The sequence below is a fragment of the Aureispira sp. CCB-QB1 genome (assembly GCF_000724545.1).
In the GTDB taxonomy this organism is placed as follows: Bacteria; Bacteroidota; Bacteroidia; order Chitinophagales; family Saprospiraceae; genus Aureispira.
In genome coordinates, this window is record NZ_JHBV01000031.1 from 127,055 (window position 1) to 149,875 (window position 22,821).

The following is a 22,821-nucleotide window of genomic DNA, read 5'->3' on the forward strand; positions in this document are numbered from 1 at the left end:
TAGAAGCGGTAGGCTCCCCATTGCCCACATTCTACCCTAAATGAACCCCTATTGTAATACAAGTTTTTTCGATATCCATTGACTAGAGTTTAATTTGAGTTGTATGTAATAAACCCCTCTAGTGTATGTATCCAAATTTATAACATTTTTTTGATTATTCAAATTTTTTCGAGAAAAAACTTCTAATCCAAGTGAATTTATTATATTAATTTCTTTAATGGATTCCTTGCAACTTATTGTTATATAGTCACTTGAGGGGTTGGGGTATATGTGCACATTTTTTTCAATTTTTTTAAATTGCTTTAGATTCGTAGGGATGCTAATGACAATGTTTTGTGTCGTAGTATCAGAATTACCACAACTATCGCTAGCAATTAAGGTAACAGAATAGGTGCCTGTTGTATCGAAAATATGTAGGGGATTGGTCAAGGTTGAGATAGGAGTTCCATCACCAAAATCCCAAAAGAAGTTGTTTGAATAACTACTGTTATTAGTAAAACTTGCAGAATCTAAGTTTACATTAGTGCTGAAGTTTGCCTGAACATCATAAGTTCCTATGGACCAATTAGCTAAACTGTCAAGGACAACCATCGCTGCAATTCGCTGCAAAGCTTGTGCGTCAGAGGCCGATAAATTGCCATAGAAATTTAATCCGACAGGACTTTTTCTAAATAATGTAGCGTAAAAAGTACAGGCTGCTAAGTAAGAACCAGCATAAGAGGGATGGCTTTGGTCTGGATTGTAGAGTTCCATTGTAGGAAAACTATCTCGAACTACTTTCCATGCTGCTCCAACAGGAGAGCAAATTCCTTGATTTTGGTTCGTCATTAATAAATAACTACTCCTTAATCTACTTTGCATGCCATCATAGGTACATACAGGCGGATAAAATTGGCAATTGTTCTGATCTCCATTCTTGCGCCCCCAAGTCATATAAAAGACGGTTTCTGCACAAGGGTTATGAGCAACAATACTATCGTTTAATTGCGCAGCATAAGGTAATACATCTGTTGCTACTTGAGCTGGTGAGAAGGAAGGTTTTTGGCTTTGTTCTTGAATAATCACATAGTCCCAATTCCCCTGTCGAATGCCATTCATTGTGTTGTTATTGGTAACATGTTGTACTAGTTGTGCTCCTCCAGGAGTGTTAGAGGCGTGTATCAATGTATCTCCATTTGCATTGGCTAGGCGATTAATAATTTCAGGCATTGTATTAAAGTAAGTATAACTATTGCCTATAAAGAATGCTCGTTTGGTGACTTGTCCGTAAATTCCAATACTCCAACCTGATAAAAATAATAAAAGGGTAAAAAATCGATTCATAAATGTGCTTTTTTGTTTTAAAGTCAATACTTGATGGTAAATTATTTTACTATAATACGCTATTATAAACCGACTTTCAATACAAATTTTAATGCTTTTGGATGATTGTAATTTGGGGTAAGGGTAGATTAATTCTTTTTTTTTCAAAAAAAATAAAAAGCTTGTTCTTAGAATTTTGAGGATGAAAAAAATGTTCTTATCTTTAGGAACTCAAAATACCGAGCGTAGCTCAGTTGGTTTAGAGCACTACCTTGACAGGGTAGGGGTCACTGGTTCGAATCCAGTCGTTTGGACAGCTTTCTTAACGGATGTAAATTATTGATTACCAATAGATTGCATCCGTTATTTTTTGCAACACTATCCAATCTTAATTGTTTATTTTGCTTCACAGCTCTGTGAACGCTTTCCAATAAAATATTACATAAATCATAAAAAGTGGATAGTAGAAAGTTCGCCTTGATCGTAATATTTTCAAAAATACTTTCTTTTCTGCAAGAGCGTAGTTAAATTTAAGATTCAAACAACGACTAATAGCTAAGCATACTATATGAATTTGAAAATAATATCTGCGGGAGCAGGGAGTGGTAAAACATACAGTTTGACAGAAGAAATGGCTAGTTTGCTTGCTCCTAAAGATGGCAAGCCTGCGGCTGTGCGAGCGTCAGGAATTATTGCAACGACCTTTACAAATAAAGCAGCCGCAGAATTGAAGGAGCGGGTGCGAATCAAGCTTTTGGAAAAAGGCTTGACGCAAGAAGCGGATGAATTGGGAAATGCAATGATTGGGACAGTTCACTCAATTGGTGTGCAACTGTTGAAACGGTTTTCTTTTGAAGCAGGAGTTTCCCCAGAAGTAGATATTGTCGCTGATAGCGACCAGCAAACGATTTTTAACCGAGCCTTATCGACTGTTATTCCTTTGGATTTGGTTCTCGAAATGGAGCAGCTAAGTGAGCAGTTGGGGTTTTATAAAAGCCTATTTTCTAAAAAAGACTGGAGGGGAGATTTAAAGCAATTGACAGATATTGCACGTTCCAATAACTTTGAAGCAGATATTTTATTAGAAAGCAAAGCTTATTCTCTAAAAACTTATTTTGAGCTGTTGCCCCCACCTTCTAAGAAGAGTGGGGCATCGTTGAATGCCGAATTAATGGGGCATTTAGAGCGAACGTTAACAGCACTAGAAGGAAATGAAGATGGTACAAAGGGGAAAGAGACATTGATGGGGAGCCTTCGTTCCATGAAAACGACACTCAAAAATAGAGGATTTATTAATTGGTACGATTGGGCGAGACTAACAAAGTTGAAGGTGCCTAAAAAGAGCCGAGATGATATGTTTGATTTGATGGAGTTTGCCAAATGTCACGACCAGCATCCCGACTTTCACGAACAGATTGAACGGTATATTGGGCATATTTTTGATACTGCTATTGCTGCTTTAGAGGAATACGAAACCTACAAGAAAGCGCGCGGATTGATTGATTATATAGATATGGAGGTGTTGATTCTGAAGTTGTTAGAGAATGAGATGGTACAAGAGGTGTTAAAGGATGAGATTGATTTGTTGTTGGTGGATGAATTTCAAGATACAAACCCCATACAGTTAAAAATATTTTTAAAATTGACCAACATAGCCAATCAATCGATTTGGGTAGGAGACCCTAAGCAGTCAATCTATGGTTTTCGAGGGGCGGCACCCGATTTGATGAAGGCGGTAATGGATAGTACAGAGAATATTGCTAATTTGCCTAATTCGTGGCGTTCTCGACAAGATTTGGTACACTTGTGCAATGGGTTATTTGTTAAGGCTTTTTCTCCTGAGATGCCTGTAGAGCGTATTGCTCTAGATACAGCACCACCCTTTGTTAAGGAAAATGAGTCGGAAGATTTGGAATTAGCGACACATCATTGGCATTTTAAGTTTGAAGGGAATCGAGCACCTGCTAAGCCGTGGTTTGAGCAGTGTATTGCTCGCAATATTGCTGTAATGCTTTCTGAAAATTGGAAGGTGCGAATCAAAGGAACAAATGAAGTCCGTTCTATCCAACCAGGCGATGTAGCTGTATTGTGTCGATCAAATGCCGCTTGTCAAACAATGGCAGAGGCATTGCATAGGGAAGGATTAAAAGCATCTATTTCTAGAAATGGTTTGTTGCAGACAGCAGAAGCTAGTCTCATTTTGGCTTGCTTGCGTTATATATTAAACAAACATGATGCATTGGCTGTAGCAGAAATTTTACTATTGGCACAAAAGCAGAACATCGAGGATATTATAGCGAATCGTTTGGAATACTTGGAAAAAATTAAGGTTGATCCAGATTATACGGAACGTTGGGGAAACGACAATGCTTACATTCAGCAATTGCGTACCTTACGGCATAAAAGTAAAGAATTGTCGGCAACGGAAATTTTAAATGGGGTGTTAGAAAAGTTGGATATACGCCGAACAGTGGCGGCTTGGAGCAATGAACAACAACGACTGGATAATATCGATGCGCTTCGAAAATTAGCTTTAGATTATGAAGAAACCTGCAATCGACTCAACTCTGCTGCAACACTTGGAGGTTTTTTGTTGTGGTTGGATGAATTGGCTAGTGAAGGACTTGACGAACAGGGAAAAGGAGCGGGAACTAATGCTGTAAATGTGTTGACTTACCATAAAAGTAAAGGTTTGGAGTGGCCTTTTGTTGTTTGTCATGGCTTGCCTAATGATTTAAAAGATAGTCTTTGGGGAATTAGAATCGTTCGACAAACTCCCGAAATTGATATTAAAAATCCTTTAGCAAATCGCTTGTTGTGTTATTGGATTAACCCTTATTCTGATCAAATCAAAGGAACTCGATTGATGGAAGTCATCGAATCACACGAAGCAAAAATAATTGCCCAAAAAGAGGCATTGGCAGAAGAAGCACGTTTGTTGTATGTCGGTCTGACAAGGGCGCGAGACTATTTGATTTTTCCTACAATGCCTAAAAAACCGACAAAGTGGCTTAATCGAGTGTTTCATGATGGAAATGAGGCTATTCCAAGTTTGGATATTAATAGTGAGAGTTTGTTGTGGTTGTGGAAAGATGAAGAGATTTCTATCCGAACGCAGGTATTTAACTATGAGAAAAATATGCCTACAACAGAGTTGCCTGTAACACCAATTGACTACTTGAGCCCTCATTTGGGGGAGCGAGAGTATCAGCCATTAGCAATGGATGCAGCTCAAAATATTTTTCCTTTTATAGAATATAAATTTGGTAAAGTGCAGCGATTTGCCAAACCGCTGATTTGGACGAATAAAGATTTGATTGACTTCTCAATGTTGCAACCCGTTGTTGGAACATATATTTTGGGAGATCAACCCAACTATTCAGACGCATCTACAAGAGAACAAATTGCCAATAACTTATTGGAGCAACATGATCTAGAAAATGACCTATCGCCTAAAAGCCTTATGAAATTATCAGCGGCTTTTTACAATAAGGTCGCGCAGGATTTTAAGGTGCAAAAAATAGAGAAATATCGTCATTTTCGTTGGAGCTCGTTGGAGCGAAATTCTTACTTTGAAGGAGTGATAGATTGGGTGTTGTTAACTGAAAATAATAAACTGGTCTTGATGCAGCAGTTGACACAAGATATAACAAAATTGAATCAAAATAAGGCTAAACTAAAGGAAGAAATTAGTTTGTTGAAAGCAGGAGCAGAAGCATTAAAAGAGTCTTATGATGTATCAGAAGTTATCTTATGTGTAGTGCATTCTATAGAAGGTGTTTGGACATCAGTAGAACTTAAAGAAGTGCCTAAACAATCAACCTTATTCTCATAATTAAATAAAAATAGAGTAACTTTTAGGAAAAGTGTAAGTTTTTGCGTATAAAATGCATCATCAAAAAACAGTGAAAAAAATAGTGTAAAAAACGAAAGTTATGCACTTTATGTGGAATAACTCACAAAAATCATGTGGATAACTCTTTTTTTATGCACATTTTGTGTATAAAGTAATACATTTGATAGAGGAAATCCACTTTTTGCTCTTTTTGTTGACAAAATTTCAGGTCTTGCCAAGATGTCGTTAACGCAAAATAGTGACATTCCCTTTTTTGAGCATTTTTTCACCCGTATTGGGACATCTAAAGATTAAAAAATAGCCAAAAACATCTGGTGCGACAACTTGTCCTTTGACCGTTCCATCCCATCCTTGTGCTAGGTCATTCGTTTCAAATAATAATTCGCCCCAACGACTATAGATTTGAAAACTTTCTATTTCTTGAACAATGCCACTCTGGGCGTATAAAATATCATTATGACCATCTGCATCTGGTGTAAAGGCATTGGGGACAAAGACCAAATCAGATGTACAATCTGAAATAGGATAAACTGTGATAGAGTCAAGGACAATACATCCTAATTGGTTGCTAACCGTTACATAAAATGTTTGTTTTTGACGAACAACCCACGAAGGGTTAGGACAGTTGTTGCATGACAAATCAACAGAGGGAGACCAATTAATAACGGAACCTGAGTTGGTGGTAAGATCTAGAACAAGTGTGCTGCCCAAAATAGCAGTCGTTGAGCTGTCTAGTTGTAAAGCTGGATAATCATAAACTTGAATATCAGCATAAGCGGTATCCGTATTGCATCTTCCCATGCCAACTACTTGATATGTTTGATTATAAGGAACGGTAACAACTGGATTGGCAATTGAGTCATTGCTCAAAAAAAGACTGGGCGTCCATTTAAAACTATTGCTATTTCCAGTAGTAATTAATTGAGCGCTGTCTCCTGTACAATAGGAAAGGTCGTTAGTTTGAATTTCTATTCGAGGGTGCAAATGAATTTGGAGCGTGTCGCTAGCATAACAATGCCCTTGCTGGACTTGAACAATATATTGTGTATCGACACTAGGGTATGTTAATGGTGTTGTACTGTTGGGATCTGAAAGTGCGTAATTAGGAATCCATTCAACAGGGGCATTTTGATTTCCTGAAACAGTTAATAGAACGGTATCTCCCAAACAAATACTGTCTGAGCCAAGTGCCTCTAATTGACGCAGATCTAAAACATATACATATAAACTATCTTTAACAAGACAATTATCATGATTGTAATAATGCACAACATATCTATTAGAATCAATGGGATAAGCGCTTGTTTGCAAGCAATTATAGCAAGATAAAGAATCTCCAAACCAAGTAGGATTATGAGCATTGGTCAAATTCAGAGTGACCGAATCCCCCAAACAAATCGTTTGATCTGGTAATGGAGGAGTTATAATATTACTAATGTTAACAAAAAGATCAAGGCTATCTTGGCAATTATTACTATCTCGAACAACAACGGTATAGGTAGAAGGCATCGTTGGTAAGGCAAATGGATTGGCAATACTACTGTCAGATAAAGCAAGTCCAGTTAACCAAGTATATGTTTGCCCTCCAAGGGCAGTTAGTTGTAGGGTGTCTCCTGTACATAGTAAGGTATCTCCTATAATTTGCCCTATTGGCAAGGGATTAACTTGTACAATAATTGAGTCTATGTTAGCACAAGCAGGGTTTCCGTTGGGTTGTAAGTAGTAAGTTGTTGTTGTATCGGGAAAAGCTAAGGGGGTGGCGCAATATTGGCAACTTAAAGAAGGGGAATTTCCCCAATCATACATATTGGTATTTCCCGATGCTTGCAATAGAACACTATCGCCCAAGCAGATACTTGTATTGATGCCTGCATCTACTGTGGTATTGGGAGTAACGACGATGGTTGTGGTGTCTGTATGGCTACAACCAAATGAATTCGTACTGATTAAGATATAGTTTTGTGTACTGTCTATTGTTGTTATTGGATTGGCAATACTGCTATCGCTGATCCACGCACTACTAGACCATAAAAAATTACCAGAGGCTGTTCCTTGAAGTTGGATGCTATCACCTCCACAGATGGTGGGATACGAACCTGCATCAACGTTGGGGCTAGGATAGGTGGTTAATGTTTGTAGTAATGAATCTTTACAGCCAAAATTGTTTTCGACGACTAATTGAACAGGAAAGGTATTGGCTTGATTATAGACTAAAGCAGTGTCTTGGCTATTGGCGGTTTGGTTGTTCCCAAAGTCCCAAGACCAATCTAAAATATAACCTTGTGAACTGGTTGATGAATCAGTAAATTGAGTTAATACGGGGACGCAACTATCCGCCATTGTAACGCCAAAGTTAGCAATGGGGGCTGCCTTTATTTCTATATAATTGGCGCGAACCAATGTATCGGCGCAGCCATCTTTGGTCAAAATTAACCGAACCTCAAAACTTCCTGTATCTGGATAATAAATAACAGGGTTGGTTAGGGAAGAGGCATTGGGGAAGCCACCTTCAAAAAGCCATTCTATACTAGTATTGTTTGTGATGGCAGTTGTTACATGGTATTGGATAGAATCAAACTGGCAGATCAATGTATCTGCGCTGAAGTTTGGGGCGGGAGGAGCGGTAATAAAAATAGTGTCTTGTTCGATGGGAATTTGGCATCCTGCTCCATCATCTACTACCAAAATTGGAACATAAGTACCTGCTTGTGTATACGTATAATAAGTTGTATCTGTATCCGAGTTAGTGTTATTACTCTGAATATCACCATTGCCAAAGAGCCAAGTATAAGTAGCAACATTGGTGCCTGAACCTATAAATTCTGCGGTATAAGGGCTACAGCTATTTTGTGGGGGCATGATAAAATTGCCTGTAGGACCAGTTATTTGTATCATTTGTCGAATGGTGTCTATTTGAGAACAACCAGGAAATGCCGTTACTTCTAAAATGACGTCGTAAAACCCTGATATAGAATAGACATGAGTCGGGTTTTCTAAGTTGGATACTGACCCATCGCCAAAATCCCAAGACCATTGACCGCCACTTGAAGATAGATTGGAAAAATTGACTTCTAGGGGTGGACAAGAAGAGAAAAAGGTATCTGCTGTAAATTGAGGAGCAGGATCATGCACTTCTACCCAGTCTGTCCGACAAAGTGTTGTGACGCAGCCCAACATGTCCACAACATTTAAACAAACATCATAGAGCCCCGCACTAGTGTAGGTATGATAATTAACGGTGCTAAAGGTTGTATCTATGGTTCCATCTCCAAAATCCCAAATATAAGTAAAAGGTCTAAATGCATTGGCATTAGCAGGAGAGCCCGTTAAAGCTACGGCTGTCATTTGATTGCCCAAACAAATATCTCTTGCAGTACTAAAATTAATAAATGCACCTCCTACATCAATGCTATCTACCAAATCAAAGGTACAACCCCAGTCGTTTGTGACTTGCACGTTCATAGCTTCTGTGCCAGGAAAGGAATATTGTGCTATGGCACTTTGTTGGGTACTGCCGTTGCTCCATTGCCAGCCAACAATAGGAGATAAAATACCTATTGAAGAGTCTGAAAATGTGACAACAGCAGGACGACAGGCAGGCAAGGTGTGTACAATATTAGTATCTATGCCTGCCACATGGATGTATTGCCGTAGGGTATCAAAACACCCATTGGCCGCAAAAGCAGTTAACATAATAGGAAAAACTCCTGGTTGTCGATACTCGAGCAATGGTTCTGTGGCATTGACAGAAAAAGGAACGGAGCCAAATGCTGTCCAAAGATAAGCGTCCGCAGACTGAGATAAGTTGGTGGGTTGTAAATTGCCAATGGTGCAAATGGAATCAGGAAAGTCAAAATTAGCAACGGGGCGTGCAATTTGAATTATATTCCTAAATGAATCAACGCAACCAGTACTATCATTATAAACAATTAATAAGACAATAAAGACACCTGTATCTGGGTAAGTATAGCTTGGGCTAGGAATGGTGGAAGTATCTGCTAAGGTAGTTGTATCTCCAAAATCCCAATACCAACGATGTGCTCCAATTGATTCATCTATAAAGTCAACATCCAAAGAATCGCATATAAGATTATAAGAAAATTTAGAAATAGGGGGAAATATATAGTAAGTGTCTAGTGGGACAGTAGCTAAACAACCTCTAAAACTAGCTGTTAAACTGCCTGTTATAGCTCCTGTATCTTGAAAAATGTGACTAAAAGAAGAACCTATACCGATGCTATTGTCTGTGAACGTCCAATTCCAGAAATCTATAAAAGAACTACCATAACCATCAAAATTGATACTTGTAATTCGACAAACTCGATTGGTGTCGGTCGTTATGGAATCAATAGTTGGAATCATTCCTATTTCAACAGTTCTGTTAGCGGTGTCTATACAGCCAATGTTGTCAGTAACAATAACTTGTGCATGATAGATGCCAGAATCAGGATAGTAGGCAGCTGCAGAAGAACCGCTTGTTGAAACCATATTGTCTAAAGTCCAAATCCAATTAACAGAGCTAAATGCAGGAGAAATATTCAAAGAGTTGACACTATAATAAGCTGTATCTGGAGCACAGGGGAGGTTGTTAGGATTTATAATGGCATTTAGATTAGAAATGTATACAAATTGAGTATCGCTATCCATACAACCTGCGGCGTTGGAAACTTCTAAAACAACAGGAAAAACACCAAGAGGATAATTCATGGTGTCTTGAGGTGCATAACTTGTATAAGTGTGGCTAGGGTTAAAACTACTAGAGGTGCCGCCATCTCCAAAGTTCCATGAATAAGATGTCAAGCCAGTACTTTGGTTGCTGATATTAATGTTAAAAGGAATATGACAACCTGCTGTGTCAGCTATTGTAAAGGCAGCAGTGGGATTGTCTGTAACTGTGATACAAGAAGTGACCGTAGCCGTAGCAGTACAAAATCCATTGTTTACGACTAAGGTAGGACTAAAACAACCTGCCGATAAATAACTGTGGCTAATATTCTGTCCTGTTGCTGTATTGTTATCACCTAGATACCATGTATAGGTCAGGTTAGTACCGGCACTACTACCATAAAGGTTAACAGAAGCTGGTAGTCCACATTGGGGCTGGTAGGCATTGTGTGTAATATTGGCGGTAACGGCTGTAGATACCGTAATTAAATTGCTATTTAGAATAGAACTAGAACACCCATTGGTATCTACGACAATCAAGGTAACATCAAAATTTCCTATAGTGGTATAGGTGTGTGTAGGGTGCTGATGGACCGTATCGATATTACCATCTCCAAAATCCCAGCGCCAACTTTGTATTGGGGCATCTCCCAAACTACTTAAATCTGTAAAATTAACAATTAAAGGATCGCAGCCTGTTGTAACATCTGTACTAAAATTAGCTGTAGGAGAATTGTAAGCTGTAATGTAGTTGTTTTGGCATAGAGAATCTATATTACCTAGGTTATCAGTAGTAATCAAGCAAATGTCATAGCTTCCTGGGGTATTAAAAAACAGCGATGGGTTTTGTAGGTTAGAAAAGGTAATTCCATTGCTTTTCCATTCCCATTGAATAATTGTATTAGTGCTCGTTGAATTATCGGTGAACTGCACCACGTCTGGTGCACAAATTTCTATAAAGTTTGCATTAAAATCTGTTGTAATTTGTGCAAAAGTAATGGTGTTATAGCAAAAAAAGATAATTAGAAAGAGTATTCTTGGGGTCATGTGCTTGTTTTTTGTCTTACCTTATAGAACGAATAATGAGGTTGTATTGCTGCTCTATTGATTGTTGGAAGCACCTTTGTGTCATGCCAATTAATGAGAATATAGGTAAGTCTATATCATCCGATATAGTTAATTATTAAATGGGGGATTGATCTCTAAAGTAAGGTATTTATTCTTGTTTTTTGATAGAAATAGAGCTTCTTTGGAGAATTTTGTAGGAAAGTTAGGTATCAACTCTTTTTATTGCCAAAAAAGAAAGTATAAGATGGGTTTTAGTGTTTAAAAGTTCTTGGAAAAAAGCTTTATCCTATTGGATTTTTAGTTTTATTGATGGTGTTATTAATAATAAACTTAGGAGCTTCCCCATTCATTTTTAAACTAGTCGTTTCTTCTTTGGGAGGCTTAAAAGAAGGAAAAGATGCCAACATACCTCCTATCAAAGCAAAAAGAAGCAACCAATATCCTATATTAATTAGGATGTACTGCATGCTTTTTCTCTCCATTAAACTATTGATTAAAATAGCTCCTAAAGCAAATACCCCAATATGGCGTACCCCGTGATACATCCCATGAACAAACGAAGGGAGTTTATCTGGATGGTTAACCCATTTCATTTCATAAGCCATATATATGGTAATCAAAAAGGTAAGACCAAAGGTAATAGCCATATTGCCACTTTGCAATTTTTCTTCTGTTAGCCCTGCTTCTTTCATCCAAATTGTTCCAAATGTTTTGGGGTGGTACCAAAGAAATCCAAGAATAAGACCAATTGCACCTGCAAGGACACAGGCAATGATTAAATTTGTCATAATATAGTGTTTTTGACACATTACTTTACAAAATGCTCATAAAGTATTAATGTGACGAGTGAAAAATGGATACGTCTTGATAGTTATATTTTTCTTTCTACAATCGACAGGATTCCTATATTGCAAACTTAATATATTATTTTTTGAAGAGAATAAGTAGTATTTATTCTTCTTATTCAGATGAATAGACTTGTTTTTTAGATGATTCGATTATTAAGGTATTTAAAAGTTTTTGTAATAAGCATCTGCCTCTGTTCCTAGTTTTGCTTTTTGAGTAATATAGAAGCGCAAGTCTTGCAATTGTTGATTGCTCATTCTTTGAGCGGTATAATGAGGAGAGTTTGTTTTTTCTCCTTTGGTTCCTGGGCTGTATCGGAGTACATCATAGATTGAGTAGCGAGTGGGCGTGTCAAAATGTTTTTTTAGAAATTTGAATGTTTTTTGACTTCGGTCCAAACGGAAGTTAGAATAGCGCTTGCCAGCATGACAATGGAGGCAACTTTGTTTGTAGACTCTTTTTCCATTCGTAAAACTATTAAGGACAGGAGAAATTAAATTGCGTTCTCCAACAGGAATAGGAGGTATTAAAGAGGCTGGATATACTTCCTGATAATAGCGACGCATTAAGTTAACAGCTCTTGCATTGTCCTTGTTCGTTTTAATAGCTTGTTCCGCTATATTTAAAATGGAATCAGGAATATTTAGGTCTCCTATTTTTAATTCCAATGTCCATAGATAAGCTAAGATGGATTCTATCTCCCAAGGATCTAAAGTTCGACCTTTCGCATAAACAGTATTACAGGCTTGAATGGCTTTGCGAATATCTCGGTGACCATTTTGAAGGGCTAATCGATCTTTGTGGGCAAAAACTTGTTGATAATCATTGGTAAAAAAGGCTACTCGATTGACTAAGCCATAGAATGGTGCACCTGGTAAAAATGGAATGCTCATAGAATCGCCATGTTCTAGTCGACTTTGAGGATTCATTGTCCCCACGCTTGGGTGTTCTTTTTCGATGGTATGACAGGCAACACAAACTAATTTTTTACTAGTTTTCGCTGTTTTGTTTCCTTTAAAGCTGCTTGTGTATCCTCTAGTAACTAGTTGCTGCCCTTTTGTCTTGCTAGACCGCTGATTTTTGTCTAAAACATTTACATTGACTTTTCCTAAACTAGTCATGACTTTCCAGACCATTGTCTGGTTGGTAATTTCTAAACTTGGAGCAGGCACAGAATGGACGGCTAATTGAGCCAAGGCAAGAATAGATAAGAGGAACAAGAAAAATGTGCGTGTCGTTTTTGACATTCGTATAAAAGTTAGTGGTTGTTACTAAATAGATAGCACTACTAGTACAAAATAATTAAAAAATACAGACTAATCTCAATCGTTCGCCGTGCTGCTACTTCGTGAGAAAAATGCATTGTATTGATTGTTAAATTAATAGAGTTTTTTTTACGAACTATTGCATGCCTGTAATTAGGTGGTTAATAATTACAGCTACAAAAAAAATAGTTATAACCTCTAAAATCAGAGTGCTTTTATCTGATCTGAGATAAAAAATTGCTTAATGAAGTTAAGCATTTTGCTTTGAATATGAAGGCGCTAAAATAAAAAAAATGAAGTTACTTAAAGTTTTTGTGTAATAAGGAGGGAATTATAAGTATTAAGTCCTTCATTATATGACCCTAGGTGGGACAACTTTAAGTAACTTCATTGAGTCTAAAATGCTTGTCTTTTAAAAAGACAGTACTTAAATAGAATAACTCTATTGAACAGCTAGATTGTTACCAATCGCCATGTTTTCTATGTAAATTTTTAAATCATCCAATTGATCTTCCGACATTTTTTCAATTGGATACAAAGGCATATAAGCTTTTTTCCCAGCTAGAGGCCAAGTTCCATGACGAACAATTTTGTAAATAGAACCATCTTTATTGGCTTTTGTTCTATTTAATAAATTGACAAAAGAAAACTTACTTTTGTCTAATGCAAAGAAAGAGTAACGTTCTGCTTCATGGCAATGCAAACAACTGCGCTCGTAAATTAATTGGCCATTTTTAAAGCTTTCAGTATCTTTTTTTTCAGCTTCAGTAATAGGACTATATGTTTTATGCTCAGCAAAATGAGCAGGACTCGTCGCTAGGTATTTAGCTTCTAAAAGATGAACGGCTTGGTGCAAATCCTTATCATTGTCAACAGCTGTCTCTATTTCTTTCTTTTCAGCGGGTTTTAAATTCAAATCTTTGATTTTAAGTCCAATGGTATTGTAATAAGCGAGCACTGATTCAATTTCCCAATCTTCTAAAGCACGTCCTTGGGCACATTGTGTAGCGCACAGTTGGATGGCTTTTCGGATGTCAGTATTAGAAGCCTTGATAATTGGAACATGTCCATATTTCTTTTGATAATCATCATTGTAAAATGTCTTTCTATTCACCAAACCATAAAAAGAACTTCCTTGCAAAAATGGCAAATCGTGTTTTTCGGCATAGTCTAGGCGATTTTGAGCTGAAATATCAGACAAATCATCAAACTCTTTTTCTGTATTATGGCAAGCTGTACATTTAAAATAAGGACTTTGTTGTGCTGTGCGTCCCTTTCCATCTTGTTTGGTCGAATATCCTTTAAAAATAATATCTCGACCTTTTTCTGCTGAAACACCTTTGACGGAAGGATCTACCGTATTAAATCGGATTTTGCCTAGTTTTTCATAAACTGTCCAAAGATCATCGTTATCAGACAAAAAAAACTGTTCTTGTTGAGGTTGTATGACGGTAAAACTAGCGACTAAAACAAGAACTGCCAAGCTAGTTAATATGGTGCCTATTTTTACTTTTCCAAACATAGTTTATTGTTTAATTCATTACTTTGTGGGATGGTTGTATGGATGATTATGACGATGTATTTAAAGCTAATCCACAAAGCATTATTAATTATTACCTATTAGATAGATTGAAGTGTAACAAAATGAGAGGGCATTACATTCTAAATCCTCTCGAAATTGTAAAACCAATTCTAAATTCACCGTCTGCCCAGTTCAAGTTGGTATTAGGGATATAATCAGTTGGCTCAATTCCAGCTGAATTGGTAATATTAATTTGGAAAACGTGTCCTCCGGTATCAAATTCAAAACCTATTCCAATAGGCATATGGTAGCCACTTCCTGCTGTCCAACGCAGTTTATCGAATGGTACATTAGCATCTAAAATGATACCAATAACTTTGCTAACTTGAACTTTCGCAGAAACTCCCATGCTGACTAAAGCGTTATTGTCTTCTGCTCGAACCAAGTTTCTCCAGACCAAAGTTGGAGACAATTGCAACGAAAATATATCTCCGAATTTGCGCCCCATCAATAATTGTAGAGAATAAATCATGCGATGCCCAAAACCACCAGGAAAACTAGCCAATGATGTTTGGTCAGCAGATGGAGGCATTGTAGAAACTGTTAAAACACCTGCTGCTGCCATCGACAAAGGCATGCTGTTATCTTTTGTTTGCGCCAAAAATTTGTACTTGGCATTTAAGTGTAATAAAGAGCGCAATTCTGAAGAACCTTTGGTTCTGTGAAAGCCAATCATAAAATTATTGGTGATACCATATTCTACCCCAAAACCTACATCGGCAGCACTTTCAAAACCTAAAAAATTAGCCCAAAGATTTTCAAAGTTCCAGTTTCCATTTGCATTTCTACCAAAAATATCCCCAAAACGATGGGCTACTCTAAAGTCTAAGATGCCTTTTTGAAGCGTTTCGATAGAGTATGTATTAATGACTCTTGTGTCCTTAAAGGTTTGATAAACATACTCCTTTTGAGGTTTGTCTTGGGCTTGCAACGATGAAGCAGCAATAAGAATAAGGGTTAGAGCAGCCAAAACAATAGTGGATAGATGTTTCATAAACTTTGGTTTAATAGTATTTCGTGAATAGAATTGAAGTTGTTTTGTGAAGCACAAAAACTCACGAAGTATTTATTGAATAGTACTTCGATTGACGTTAAAAGGGTGACGATGAAGTACTTGTTTGAATAATAAAATTAACTAAATTGGGTAAAGGGAGAGTGTAAAACGCATTAGTTTTCCAAATAACCGTTTTCTGACCAACAGCGAATGGTATCAACACGCTCAGATGTCATACCAGCAGGAGGCATGTTTTTGGTGACGCAAACACGAGTATAAATATCTTGTTTGCGAGCATCACTCAAGGTAGAAAAAGCACCAAATGAAATTTGAAAATTGTCGTCATGGCAACCAGAAAGGTTACATTTGGCATCTAAAATTCCCTTCACGTGATCGTTGTACGTGATTCTAGAGGTAGCACAATCTATAGTGTTGTCTGGCTCAACAAGTTTATCTGCACAAGAAGAAAAAAAACAAAAGGAGCCGACAGTTAAGAAAGTTGCAAAAAGAATTTTATTTTTCATAATACAATAGTTGTTAGGACATTAAAATTTATAATAGAAACTGTTAATAGACACAAAAAATTAAATAGAGAAGCAAAACTTTAGATGAGTTCTAAACTAAAATGATTAAATTTGTGTTTAGAAGTCTCTTTTAGGTTATTTTGTGTTTGAAATTATTTTTTTTAATACAAAACACCCTAAAAGTAAGGTCTACTATTATAAGATATTCTTTGTTATAATAGTAGGTGCAAAATCTGCCTTTATACAAGGTAAAAAAATAAAATCGTATTATCACAAAAAAAAAGAACGTAATGTATCCAGAACATTTGACCATACCCATGGAAAAAGATTTGACAGATCATGGTTTCCAAGGACTTAAATCTGCTGAAGCAGTTTCTGACTTATTGAGCAAAAAAGAAGGCAGCACATTAGTTGTTGTGAATTCTGTTTGTGGTTGTGCGGCAGGAAATTGTCGCCCAGGGGTTAAAATGGCTGCTCAAAATGAAAAATTGCCAGACAACATGGTGACTGTATTTGCCGGTGTTGACAAAGCTGCAGTAGACAAGGCAAGAGAGTTTATGTTGCCTTATCCAGCGTCTTCTCCGTCTATTGCTTTGTTCAAAGATGGTAAATTAGTACATTTTTTGGAACGCCACCATATCGAAGGAAATACTGCTGATGCAATTGCTGCGAATCTAAAAATGGCATTCGACAAATTTTGTTAAGCCTTCATTACTTTGTGGGGAAATCGTATCAGTTTAGCATGTGAGGGCTTCTCCGTTGATTAGTAATAGAGTATGTTTGTATTGCTTGGTTTTTCAAGGAACTGATAATTAAACCGATCAAAGATGTTCTTGGGGGTTTTTACAAAAAAAACTAAAAAACTAAGCGATAGTAATCTTACAACCGCAGGAAGCTACCACGAAGTAGCACCGCAGGTAACTAAGCGAAGCGATCTCATAAAATAATCCACGAAGTACTAAAGCCTTAATACAGAAGAATAAATAGAGCCTAACTTCTAAGTGAAGTTGGGCTTTTTTGCTTTTTTATAGAGAATCTCAAAAGCCACAAAGGATTAAATAGATATAATTAGATTAATTATTGTGAATACTCAACGCAATTAAGTTAAATTTGTAAGCTTGATGGTGTATCAAGGGATTCTATACAATGATTTGTATCTATATCAATACCAAACTACATTAGTCTGCTAAAAAACTGAACTTGCCGAGTTAGCTTGTGCTAGTAGTGCAAAAGCCAACCATTATGAATCAAGAGAATGACTAGTAGACTATTAAAATTAAATACTTATATAAATGTTTTTTTTTGTGCAAAAGCTCTTTTTAATATTATTTATAATAACATTGTTGACTATAGATATTTTTGCTAGAACAGGAAGATATCGATGTATGATTCGAGATGAGCCCTCTACCACGATAACAATTGGTTGGGAGCAAATAACAGGAGAGAATCCAATGGTTTATTATAGTACTTCTGATTATGGACAAGATTATAGTAAATATGCTTACCAAGCTTATCCACAAAGAACGGTTCATGCAAAAGGTATGCACAATCATTTTGCTCGCCTTAGCAAGTTGCGTCCCAATACGGTATATTATTTTGTGATAAAAGATAGCGATGGGATTAGCCAACGTTTTTCTTTTAAAACACTGCCAGACGAACACGAAAGCCGTTTGTCTATCATTGGAGGAGGAGATTCAAGAAACCATAAAATTGCTCGTCAAAATGCGAATAAAATGGTGGCGCGTTGCCGTCCTCACTTTGTTCTTTTTGCAGGAGATATGACAGGGGGGGATAGCAGTAGAGAATGGCAGGAGTGGTTGGACGATTGGCAGTTGACTATTGCAAAAGATGGTCGTATGACTGCTGTTGTAGCTGCAAGAGGAAACCACGAACGTTCGGATGCGTCAATTGTGGATATGTTTGATGTGCCGCATGAGATGGTTTATTATGGATTGACCTTTGCTAGAGGACTAATGCGTGTTTATACGCTTAATAGTATGCAGTCATCTAGTAGTAGTCAGTTGGCATGGTTGGAAAAGGATTTAAAAGAAAGTCAAACAATTGCGTGGAGAATGGCGCAATATCATCACCCCATGCGCCCTCATAATCGCCGCAAACATGAACAGGAGTATATGCGCATTCATTGGGGAAAATTATTTCATAGATATGCCATGCAGTTGGCGCTAGAGTGTGACTCCCATTTGTCAAAAGTTACATGGCCTATTCGTGCAACGACAAACAAAGCAGAACCTGGTTACGATGAGGGGTTTGTACAGGATCCTACTGGAACTGTCTTTGTTGGAGAAGGAGGATGGGGGGCTCCCTTGAGAGATGCTGACGACAGCAAGCGTTGGACTCGTGCTGTTGGTTCTTTTAATCAAGTGAAATGGTTTTTTGTAGATTTGAATAAGATTGAAATTCGTACCATCAAAACAGAAAATGCCAATGCGGTTACCTATCTATTAGATGACAATCGTTTTTATATGCCTCAAAACATTGATCTTTGGAAAATTGATGGGGCTGATTTTATTACGATATATAATCAGAATAAGGCAAAGTTTGTTCCTAAGAAAGCTCAAATTCTAATGGAAATAGCTTCTAGTTCGGCGCATTTTTCTAATAATGAGGTTGCTTTAAAATGGAAATCTATATACGAAGTTGATGAGGTGAAATTCAAAATCCAAGTTTCTACCAATAAAGTATTTTGGAAAACAGTAGGCATTGTACCTGGAGCAGGACCTTCGGCAAATAAACAGCGGCACTATGAGTATGTGGATAGAACAGAAAAACGTGGTGGTAAATACTATTATCGAATTGCAGCAATAGATCAATCGGGAAAAGAGTTTGTACAAGAGTATATTGAAGTGCGGACATTGGGGAGTCAAAGTTTGGATGTAATTGAAGGTAGTGTCCATGCTGGACAACTCCAAGTCCCGTTAACATTGACAGAACCCACCAAGGTGGTGATTGAGTTATTCGATACCAAACGACGTCAAGTTTTTGTTCGAGAATTTAATGCTACTTCGGGAGAGCAAAGTTTTCCATTAAATATTCGACATCTAGAAAAGGGGTTTTATCTATTGGAAATTAGTTGTAATGGAAGGTTGATTAAAAAAAGTGTCAAAATAACAAGCTAATAGCTTTAGCAATAAATAGAGTAACAATATTACCAATTTTTGATCATCACATACGCAATTCTCAATTTATGAAACTAAGAATAATAATTGCTGTATTGGGCTTTGCTGGACTTTTGGGGACAGCTTGTAATTCTACGGAATCAAAACCCAATGCTATTGCAAAAACGACTAGAGAAATTCCTGCAACAGATTCTCTGATTCCTGAAATTCCAGATAGTGTCATCCAATTTGATGCGGATGTTTCACCAGAGAAACGCCAAGAGATTATGGAGAAAATTAGCAAAAAATACTTGATGGGTAAATTTGATCCTGCCAAGGATAAGCGTTTTAGCAAAATTCCGACACCTTATGCAAAAAAAGAAACGTATATGCGTACAGAAGCTTTAGAAAGCTTTAAAAAAATGCATGCTGCGGCTAAAGAAGATGGAATTAGTTTGTTGATTATATCAGCAACTAGACCTTTTGATGTGCAGAAGTCAATATGGGAAGCCAAATGGACAGGTAGACGCAAAGTGGATGGTAAAATGTTGCCTAAAGAAGTAAACGATCCTAAAGGACGAGCCATTAAAATACTGCGTTGGAGTTCAATGCCTAGCACGTCTCGTCATCATTGGGGGACAGATATTGATATTAATAATTTAGAGCCTGATTATTTTAGCAGCGGGCAAGGTTTGAAAGAGTACGAGTGGCTTGTTGCCCATGCATCAGAATATGGCTTTTGTCAAGTATATTCGGAAATGGGGGAAAATAGACCTTATGGTTATCAAGAAGAGAAATGGCATTGGTCTTATTTGCCAATTTCTAAGGATTTGACAGATGCTTATGCTCAAAAAATAACGGATCAAGATATTGATGGCTTTTTGGGCGCAGAGTCTGCTCCAATGATAGAGGTCGTGAAAAAATATGTCTTAGGTATCAATCCTGCTTGTTTGTAACAGCATTTGAAAAATAGTATGAAGAGGAGATTGAGCAAGACGAACTTGCTCAATCTCCTTTGTTTTATTGCTTATCAAATAGTTTTTCAAAATCCAATAAGGCAAATCTATAATTGCTAAAAAAACGATCTTGTAGGCATATAAATGTTTGAGAACCTTTTAAACGAAAGGACAGCAATGGACAGAAAAGCTCTTGTTGTTTTTCATAGGTGTAAAATTTCTTAGCCGTACTTTTGCCTGTTGAATTAATTTTAACAGCAACAGCATAACCGTCAGCATACAAACCTTGGTTAAAGAGCAAATAGGTATTTTCTCCCTTGGCAAACATATAATGTGATAAAAATACTTTTTGTCTTAATGGCTGTTCACCATGTTTATAAATATGTTGAAACCACTGAATTTCTCCCTCTTGATCAAAGCGGAGCGCTAAAATATCGTTACTTCTAAAATTATAACTGCTGCTAGGCTGTTGTTCCGCAGATAATACAATGCCTCCCTCTTTGGTCAAGCGCCAGTGAATCAATCGATACGAGCGCCCCTCTGCTTTGTCGTTCACTTTCTTTCTATTGAGTAACTGAGCAATTTGCTCTTTGGTGAATTCATGCCGTTTTTTTACCAAAACCTTCGTTCTATCCTTATTGATTTTGATAAAAAAGACTCCACGTTGTTGATAATATCGTGATTTGGAATAAAAGCCAAACCACAGAATATTTCCTTCTGTGTCGAAGGTGAAGTTGATTTGATTAAAAAAGTACTCTCCTAAGTTTGGTTTGAATAAAGAGAAGTTATTGGTTTCTTTACCTACAAAAAACAAGGTAGGATCTGCGGTGATTTTTTTTAGGTTGTAGCTTCGTTGATCTCGAAATATATCTGTCAAAATAGCCACTTCGCCCTTGTTGTTGACTCGTAGTTTTTTGATGGCAACGGTACGCTTGGCACCCCCATTAGGCGATAGATTGACACTTCGTTTCCAAAGCAATTTAAAAGAACTGTCAAATACCCGAACGGTAATTTCATTGGTCAAACCACTAACGTCATCAATGTCTCCTTCTTCTTCATAGTCATAAACCAAAACTTTGCTGCGATCAGGAGAAACGGCAAAATTTCCTCTATAATAGTTAGAGGTCATTTTAAAAGGCTGAATCAGCTCAATAGAGTCGGGAACCAATGAAAATGAATCAGGTTGCAGTTGCTTGGCATACAAACTAACTCGATCGTGTGTGTTTTCTCGTTTGTTTTCAATATATCGAAAATAAAGCAAATACAACTTGCTATGAAGATTGACAACACCAATATATTTTCTCGCTTTTTTAGTTACGACATAGGATTTTTTAAAATTCATTGAAGGGTCGTAGTGTTCAATCTCAGCATAACTAAGGTATTTGTTGAACCGCAAGGGGTAAAAGCCAGTTGAGTCGTAATTGAATAAAGTATGTGTTCGATTGGTTCGTTCCTTGTCTTTCAAAGGGCTTTTGATAATAAAATCCTGTGCCAACAAATTGGGAGAAAAACAACTAAGCAAGAGTATAAAAAGTAAATATCGCACTATCTTAAATGTGTTTTGGTGTTACGAAAAATGCATAAAGTAAGACCTAAAAGTGGTTACTTTAAAACAATTAACATGCCTCAAAGTAATTTAATCGTATATCAATAGTTTAAAAATAGTAAAAATTAGTACCTAGTTAATGGTTTGGAAATAGAATACGAAACCATTTGGGACTACCAAAATAAGCCTTAAATTAGTATCTTATTGGATCTAAAAATTTAATTTAAGGGGTCTCTAGTTAAAGATGCAACTTTTGAGTAATAAGTTGGATGTTGTTTTTTTAACATTGTACCCCGCATTATTTTTTACATAAAAATAACAAGTTAAGATGGCTTTAGTTAAATCCGTACGAGGAAAAACACCTGAATTTGGAGAAAATTGTTTTTTAGCAGAAAATGCAACGGTCTTAGGAGATGTAACAATGGGCAAAGATTGTAGTGTCTGGTTTCAGGCTGTTATCCGTGGTGATGTCAATAGTATTCGCTTGGGCAATAAAGTGAATGTACAAGATGCTGCTATCATACATTGTACTTACGAAAGAGCAGCTACGACAATCGGAAACAACGTATCTATTGGGCATCGAGCAATTGTACACGGTTGTACGATCCACGATAATGTTTTGATTGGCATGGGGGCAATGATCATGGATCATGCTGTGGTAGAATCTAATTGTTTGATTGCTGCAGGAGCAGTAGTCTTAGAAAACTCACACTTGGAAAGCAATTGTATTTATGCGGGAATTCCTGCCAAAAAAGTAAAAGAGTTGAGTCCCGAACAGTTTCAGGATACCGTGGCTCGTATTGCTGATAATTATGTGAAGTATGCGAGTTGGTATGAGGAGGCTTAAAGTAAAGCAAACAAATCCTTCCCCGTCCTATTACTACTAATAAAACAAACCTTCTCGTGTCCTTTAGGGTAAGTCAAATCCAATTTAAAATCTTTAAATTGTTGTTAATCTTTGATAATAATCTTACAAATCTTTATTGCTGTATAGTAGGTTATTTTATGCATTCAGTAGCCAAGCTTTTCAAAAATACAAAAAAATACCTACCTTTTAATTTATTCCCTTGTGAAGGGAACTAAAAAGTATAGAAACAGCTT

At 36.9% G+C, this 22,821-nt stretch carries 13 protein-coding genes and 1 tRNA gene; 6 read left to right on the forward strand and 8 right to left on the reverse strand.

Going from position 1 to position 22,821, the window contains the following annotated elements; translation table 11 throughout:
* Nucleotides 1–48 precede the first annotated feature (48 nt).
* Nucleotides 49–1,323 carry a DUF4886 domain-containing protein gene (locus CG11_RS16505; protein ID WP_052597907.1) on the reverse strand — a complete coding sequence of 425 codons (1,275 nt, stop codon included), beginning with the start codon at nucleotides 1,321–1,323 and terminating at the stop codon, nucleotides 49–51.
* A gap of 218 nt (nucleotides 1,324–1,541) precedes the next feature.
* On the opposite strand from CG11_RS16505, the gene CG11_RS16510 reads away from it, so the two are divergent.
* Together CG11_RS16510 and CG11_RS16515 are read left to right on the forward strand one after the other, a co-directional pair.
* Nucleotides 1,542–1,616: transfer RNA gene (locus CG11_RS16510), tRNA-Val, on the forward strand.
* 254 nt (nucleotides 1,617–1,870) lie between these two features.
* A complete protein-coding gene (locus tag CG11_RS16515) occupies nucleotides 1,871–5,137 on the forward strand; it encodes an exodeoxyribonuclease V subunit beta (protein WP_052597908.1) in 3,267 nt (1,088 codons plus the stop codon).
* 246 nt (nucleotides 5,138–5,383) lie between these two features.
* Here the strand turns inward: CG11_RS16515 and CG11_RS16520 are convergent, their stop codons facing one another.
* The 6 genes from CG11_RS16520 to CG11_RS16545 all read right to left on the reverse strand — a co-directional run bounded on the left by CG11_RS16520 (nucleotide 5,384) and on the right by CG11_RS16545 (nucleotide 16,102).
* Entirely contained in the window at nucleotides 5,384–10,870 is a 5,487-nt protein-coding gene (locus tag CG11_RS16520; RefSeq protein WP_052597909.1) for a PKD domain-containing protein, read from the reverse strand.
* A gap of 302 nt (nucleotides 10,871–11,172) precedes the next feature.
* Nucleotides 11,173–11,679 (reverse strand): DUF1761 domain-containing protein, encoded by a 507-nt coding sequence (locus CG11_RS16525; protein ID WP_052597910.1) that lies wholly within the window; start codon nucleotides 11,677–11,679, stop codon nucleotides 11,173–11,175.
* Nucleotides 11,680–11,901: 222 nt separating this feature from the next.
* Entirely contained in the window at nucleotides 11,902–12,984 is a 1,083-nt protein-coding gene (locus tag CG11_RS16530) for a hypothetical protein (RefSeq protein WP_052597911.1), read from the reverse strand.
* Nucleotides 12,985–13,444: 460 nt separating this feature from the next.
* Nucleotides 13,445–14,524 carry a c-type cytochrome gene (locus tag CG11_RS16535; protein ID WP_052597912.1) on the reverse strand — a complete coding sequence of 360 codons (1,080 nt, stop codon included), beginning with the start codon at nucleotides 14,522–14,524 and terminating at the stop codon, nucleotides 13,445–13,447.
* Nucleotides 14,525–14,657: 133 nt separating this feature from the next.
* Nucleotides 14,658–15,578 carry a DUF5777 family beta-barrel protein gene (locus tag CG11_RS16540; protein WP_052597913.1) on the reverse strand — a complete coding sequence of 307 codons (921 nt, stop codon included), beginning with the start codon at nucleotides 15,576–15,578 and terminating at the stop codon, nucleotides 14,658–14,660.
* Between the two features lie 173 nt (nucleotides 15,579–15,751).
* Nucleotides 15,752–16,102 (reverse strand): hypothetical protein, encoded by a 351-nt coding sequence (locus tag CG11_RS16545; protein WP_052597914.1) that lies wholly within the window; start codon nucleotides 16,100–16,102, stop codon nucleotides 15,752–15,754.
* 290 nt (nucleotides 16,103–16,392) lie between these two features.
* Here CG11_RS16545 and CG11_RS16550 point away from each other — a divergent pair, with 290 nt between their 5' ends.
* The 3 genes from CG11_RS16550 to CG11_RS16560 all read left to right on the forward strand — a co-directional run bounded on the left by CG11_RS16550 (nucleotide 16,393) and on the right by CG11_RS16560 (nucleotide 20,174).
* Nucleotides 16,393–16,806 (forward strand): BrxA/BrxB family bacilliredoxin, encoded by a 414-nt coding sequence (locus CG11_RS16550; RefSeq protein WP_052597915.1) that lies wholly within the window; start codon nucleotides 16,393–16,395, stop codon nucleotides 16,804–16,806.
* Nucleotides 16,807–17,487: 681 nt separating this feature from the next.
* Nucleotides 17,488–19,239, forward strand: a complete 1,752-nt coding sequence (locus tag CG11_RS16555; protein ID WP_197043871.1) for a fibronectin type III domain-containing protein — start codon at nucleotides 17,488–17,490, stop codon at nucleotides 19,237–19,239.
* Nucleotides 19,240–19,307: 68 nt separating this feature from the next.
* Nucleotides 19,308–20,174 (forward strand): M15 family metallopeptidase, encoded by an 867-nt coding sequence (locus CG11_RS16560; protein ID WP_052597917.1) that lies wholly within the window; start codon nucleotides 19,308–19,310, stop codon nucleotides 20,172–20,174.
* 64 nt (nucleotides 20,175–20,238) lie between these two features.
* Here CG11_RS16560 and CG11_RS16565 read toward each other — a convergent pair whose 3' ends face one another.
* The gene (locus tag CG11_RS16565; protein ID WP_052597918.1) at nucleotides 20,239–21,720 is read right to left on the reverse strand and encodes a hypothetical protein; all 1,482 of its coding nucleotides are present in this window, start codon (nucleotides 21,718–21,720) and stop codon (nucleotides 20,239–20,241) included.
* A gap of 328 nt (nucleotides 21,721–22,048) precedes the next feature.
* Here CG11_RS16565 and CG11_RS16570 point away from each other — a divergent pair, with 328 nt between their 5' ends.
* Nucleotides 22,049–22,567, forward strand: a complete 519-nt coding sequence (locus CG11_RS16570) for a gamma carbonic anhydrase family protein (RefSeq protein ID WP_052597919.1) — start codon at nucleotides 22,049–22,051, stop codon at nucleotides 22,565–22,567.
* The last annotated feature ends 254 nt before the right edge of the window (nucleotides 22,568–22,821 follow it).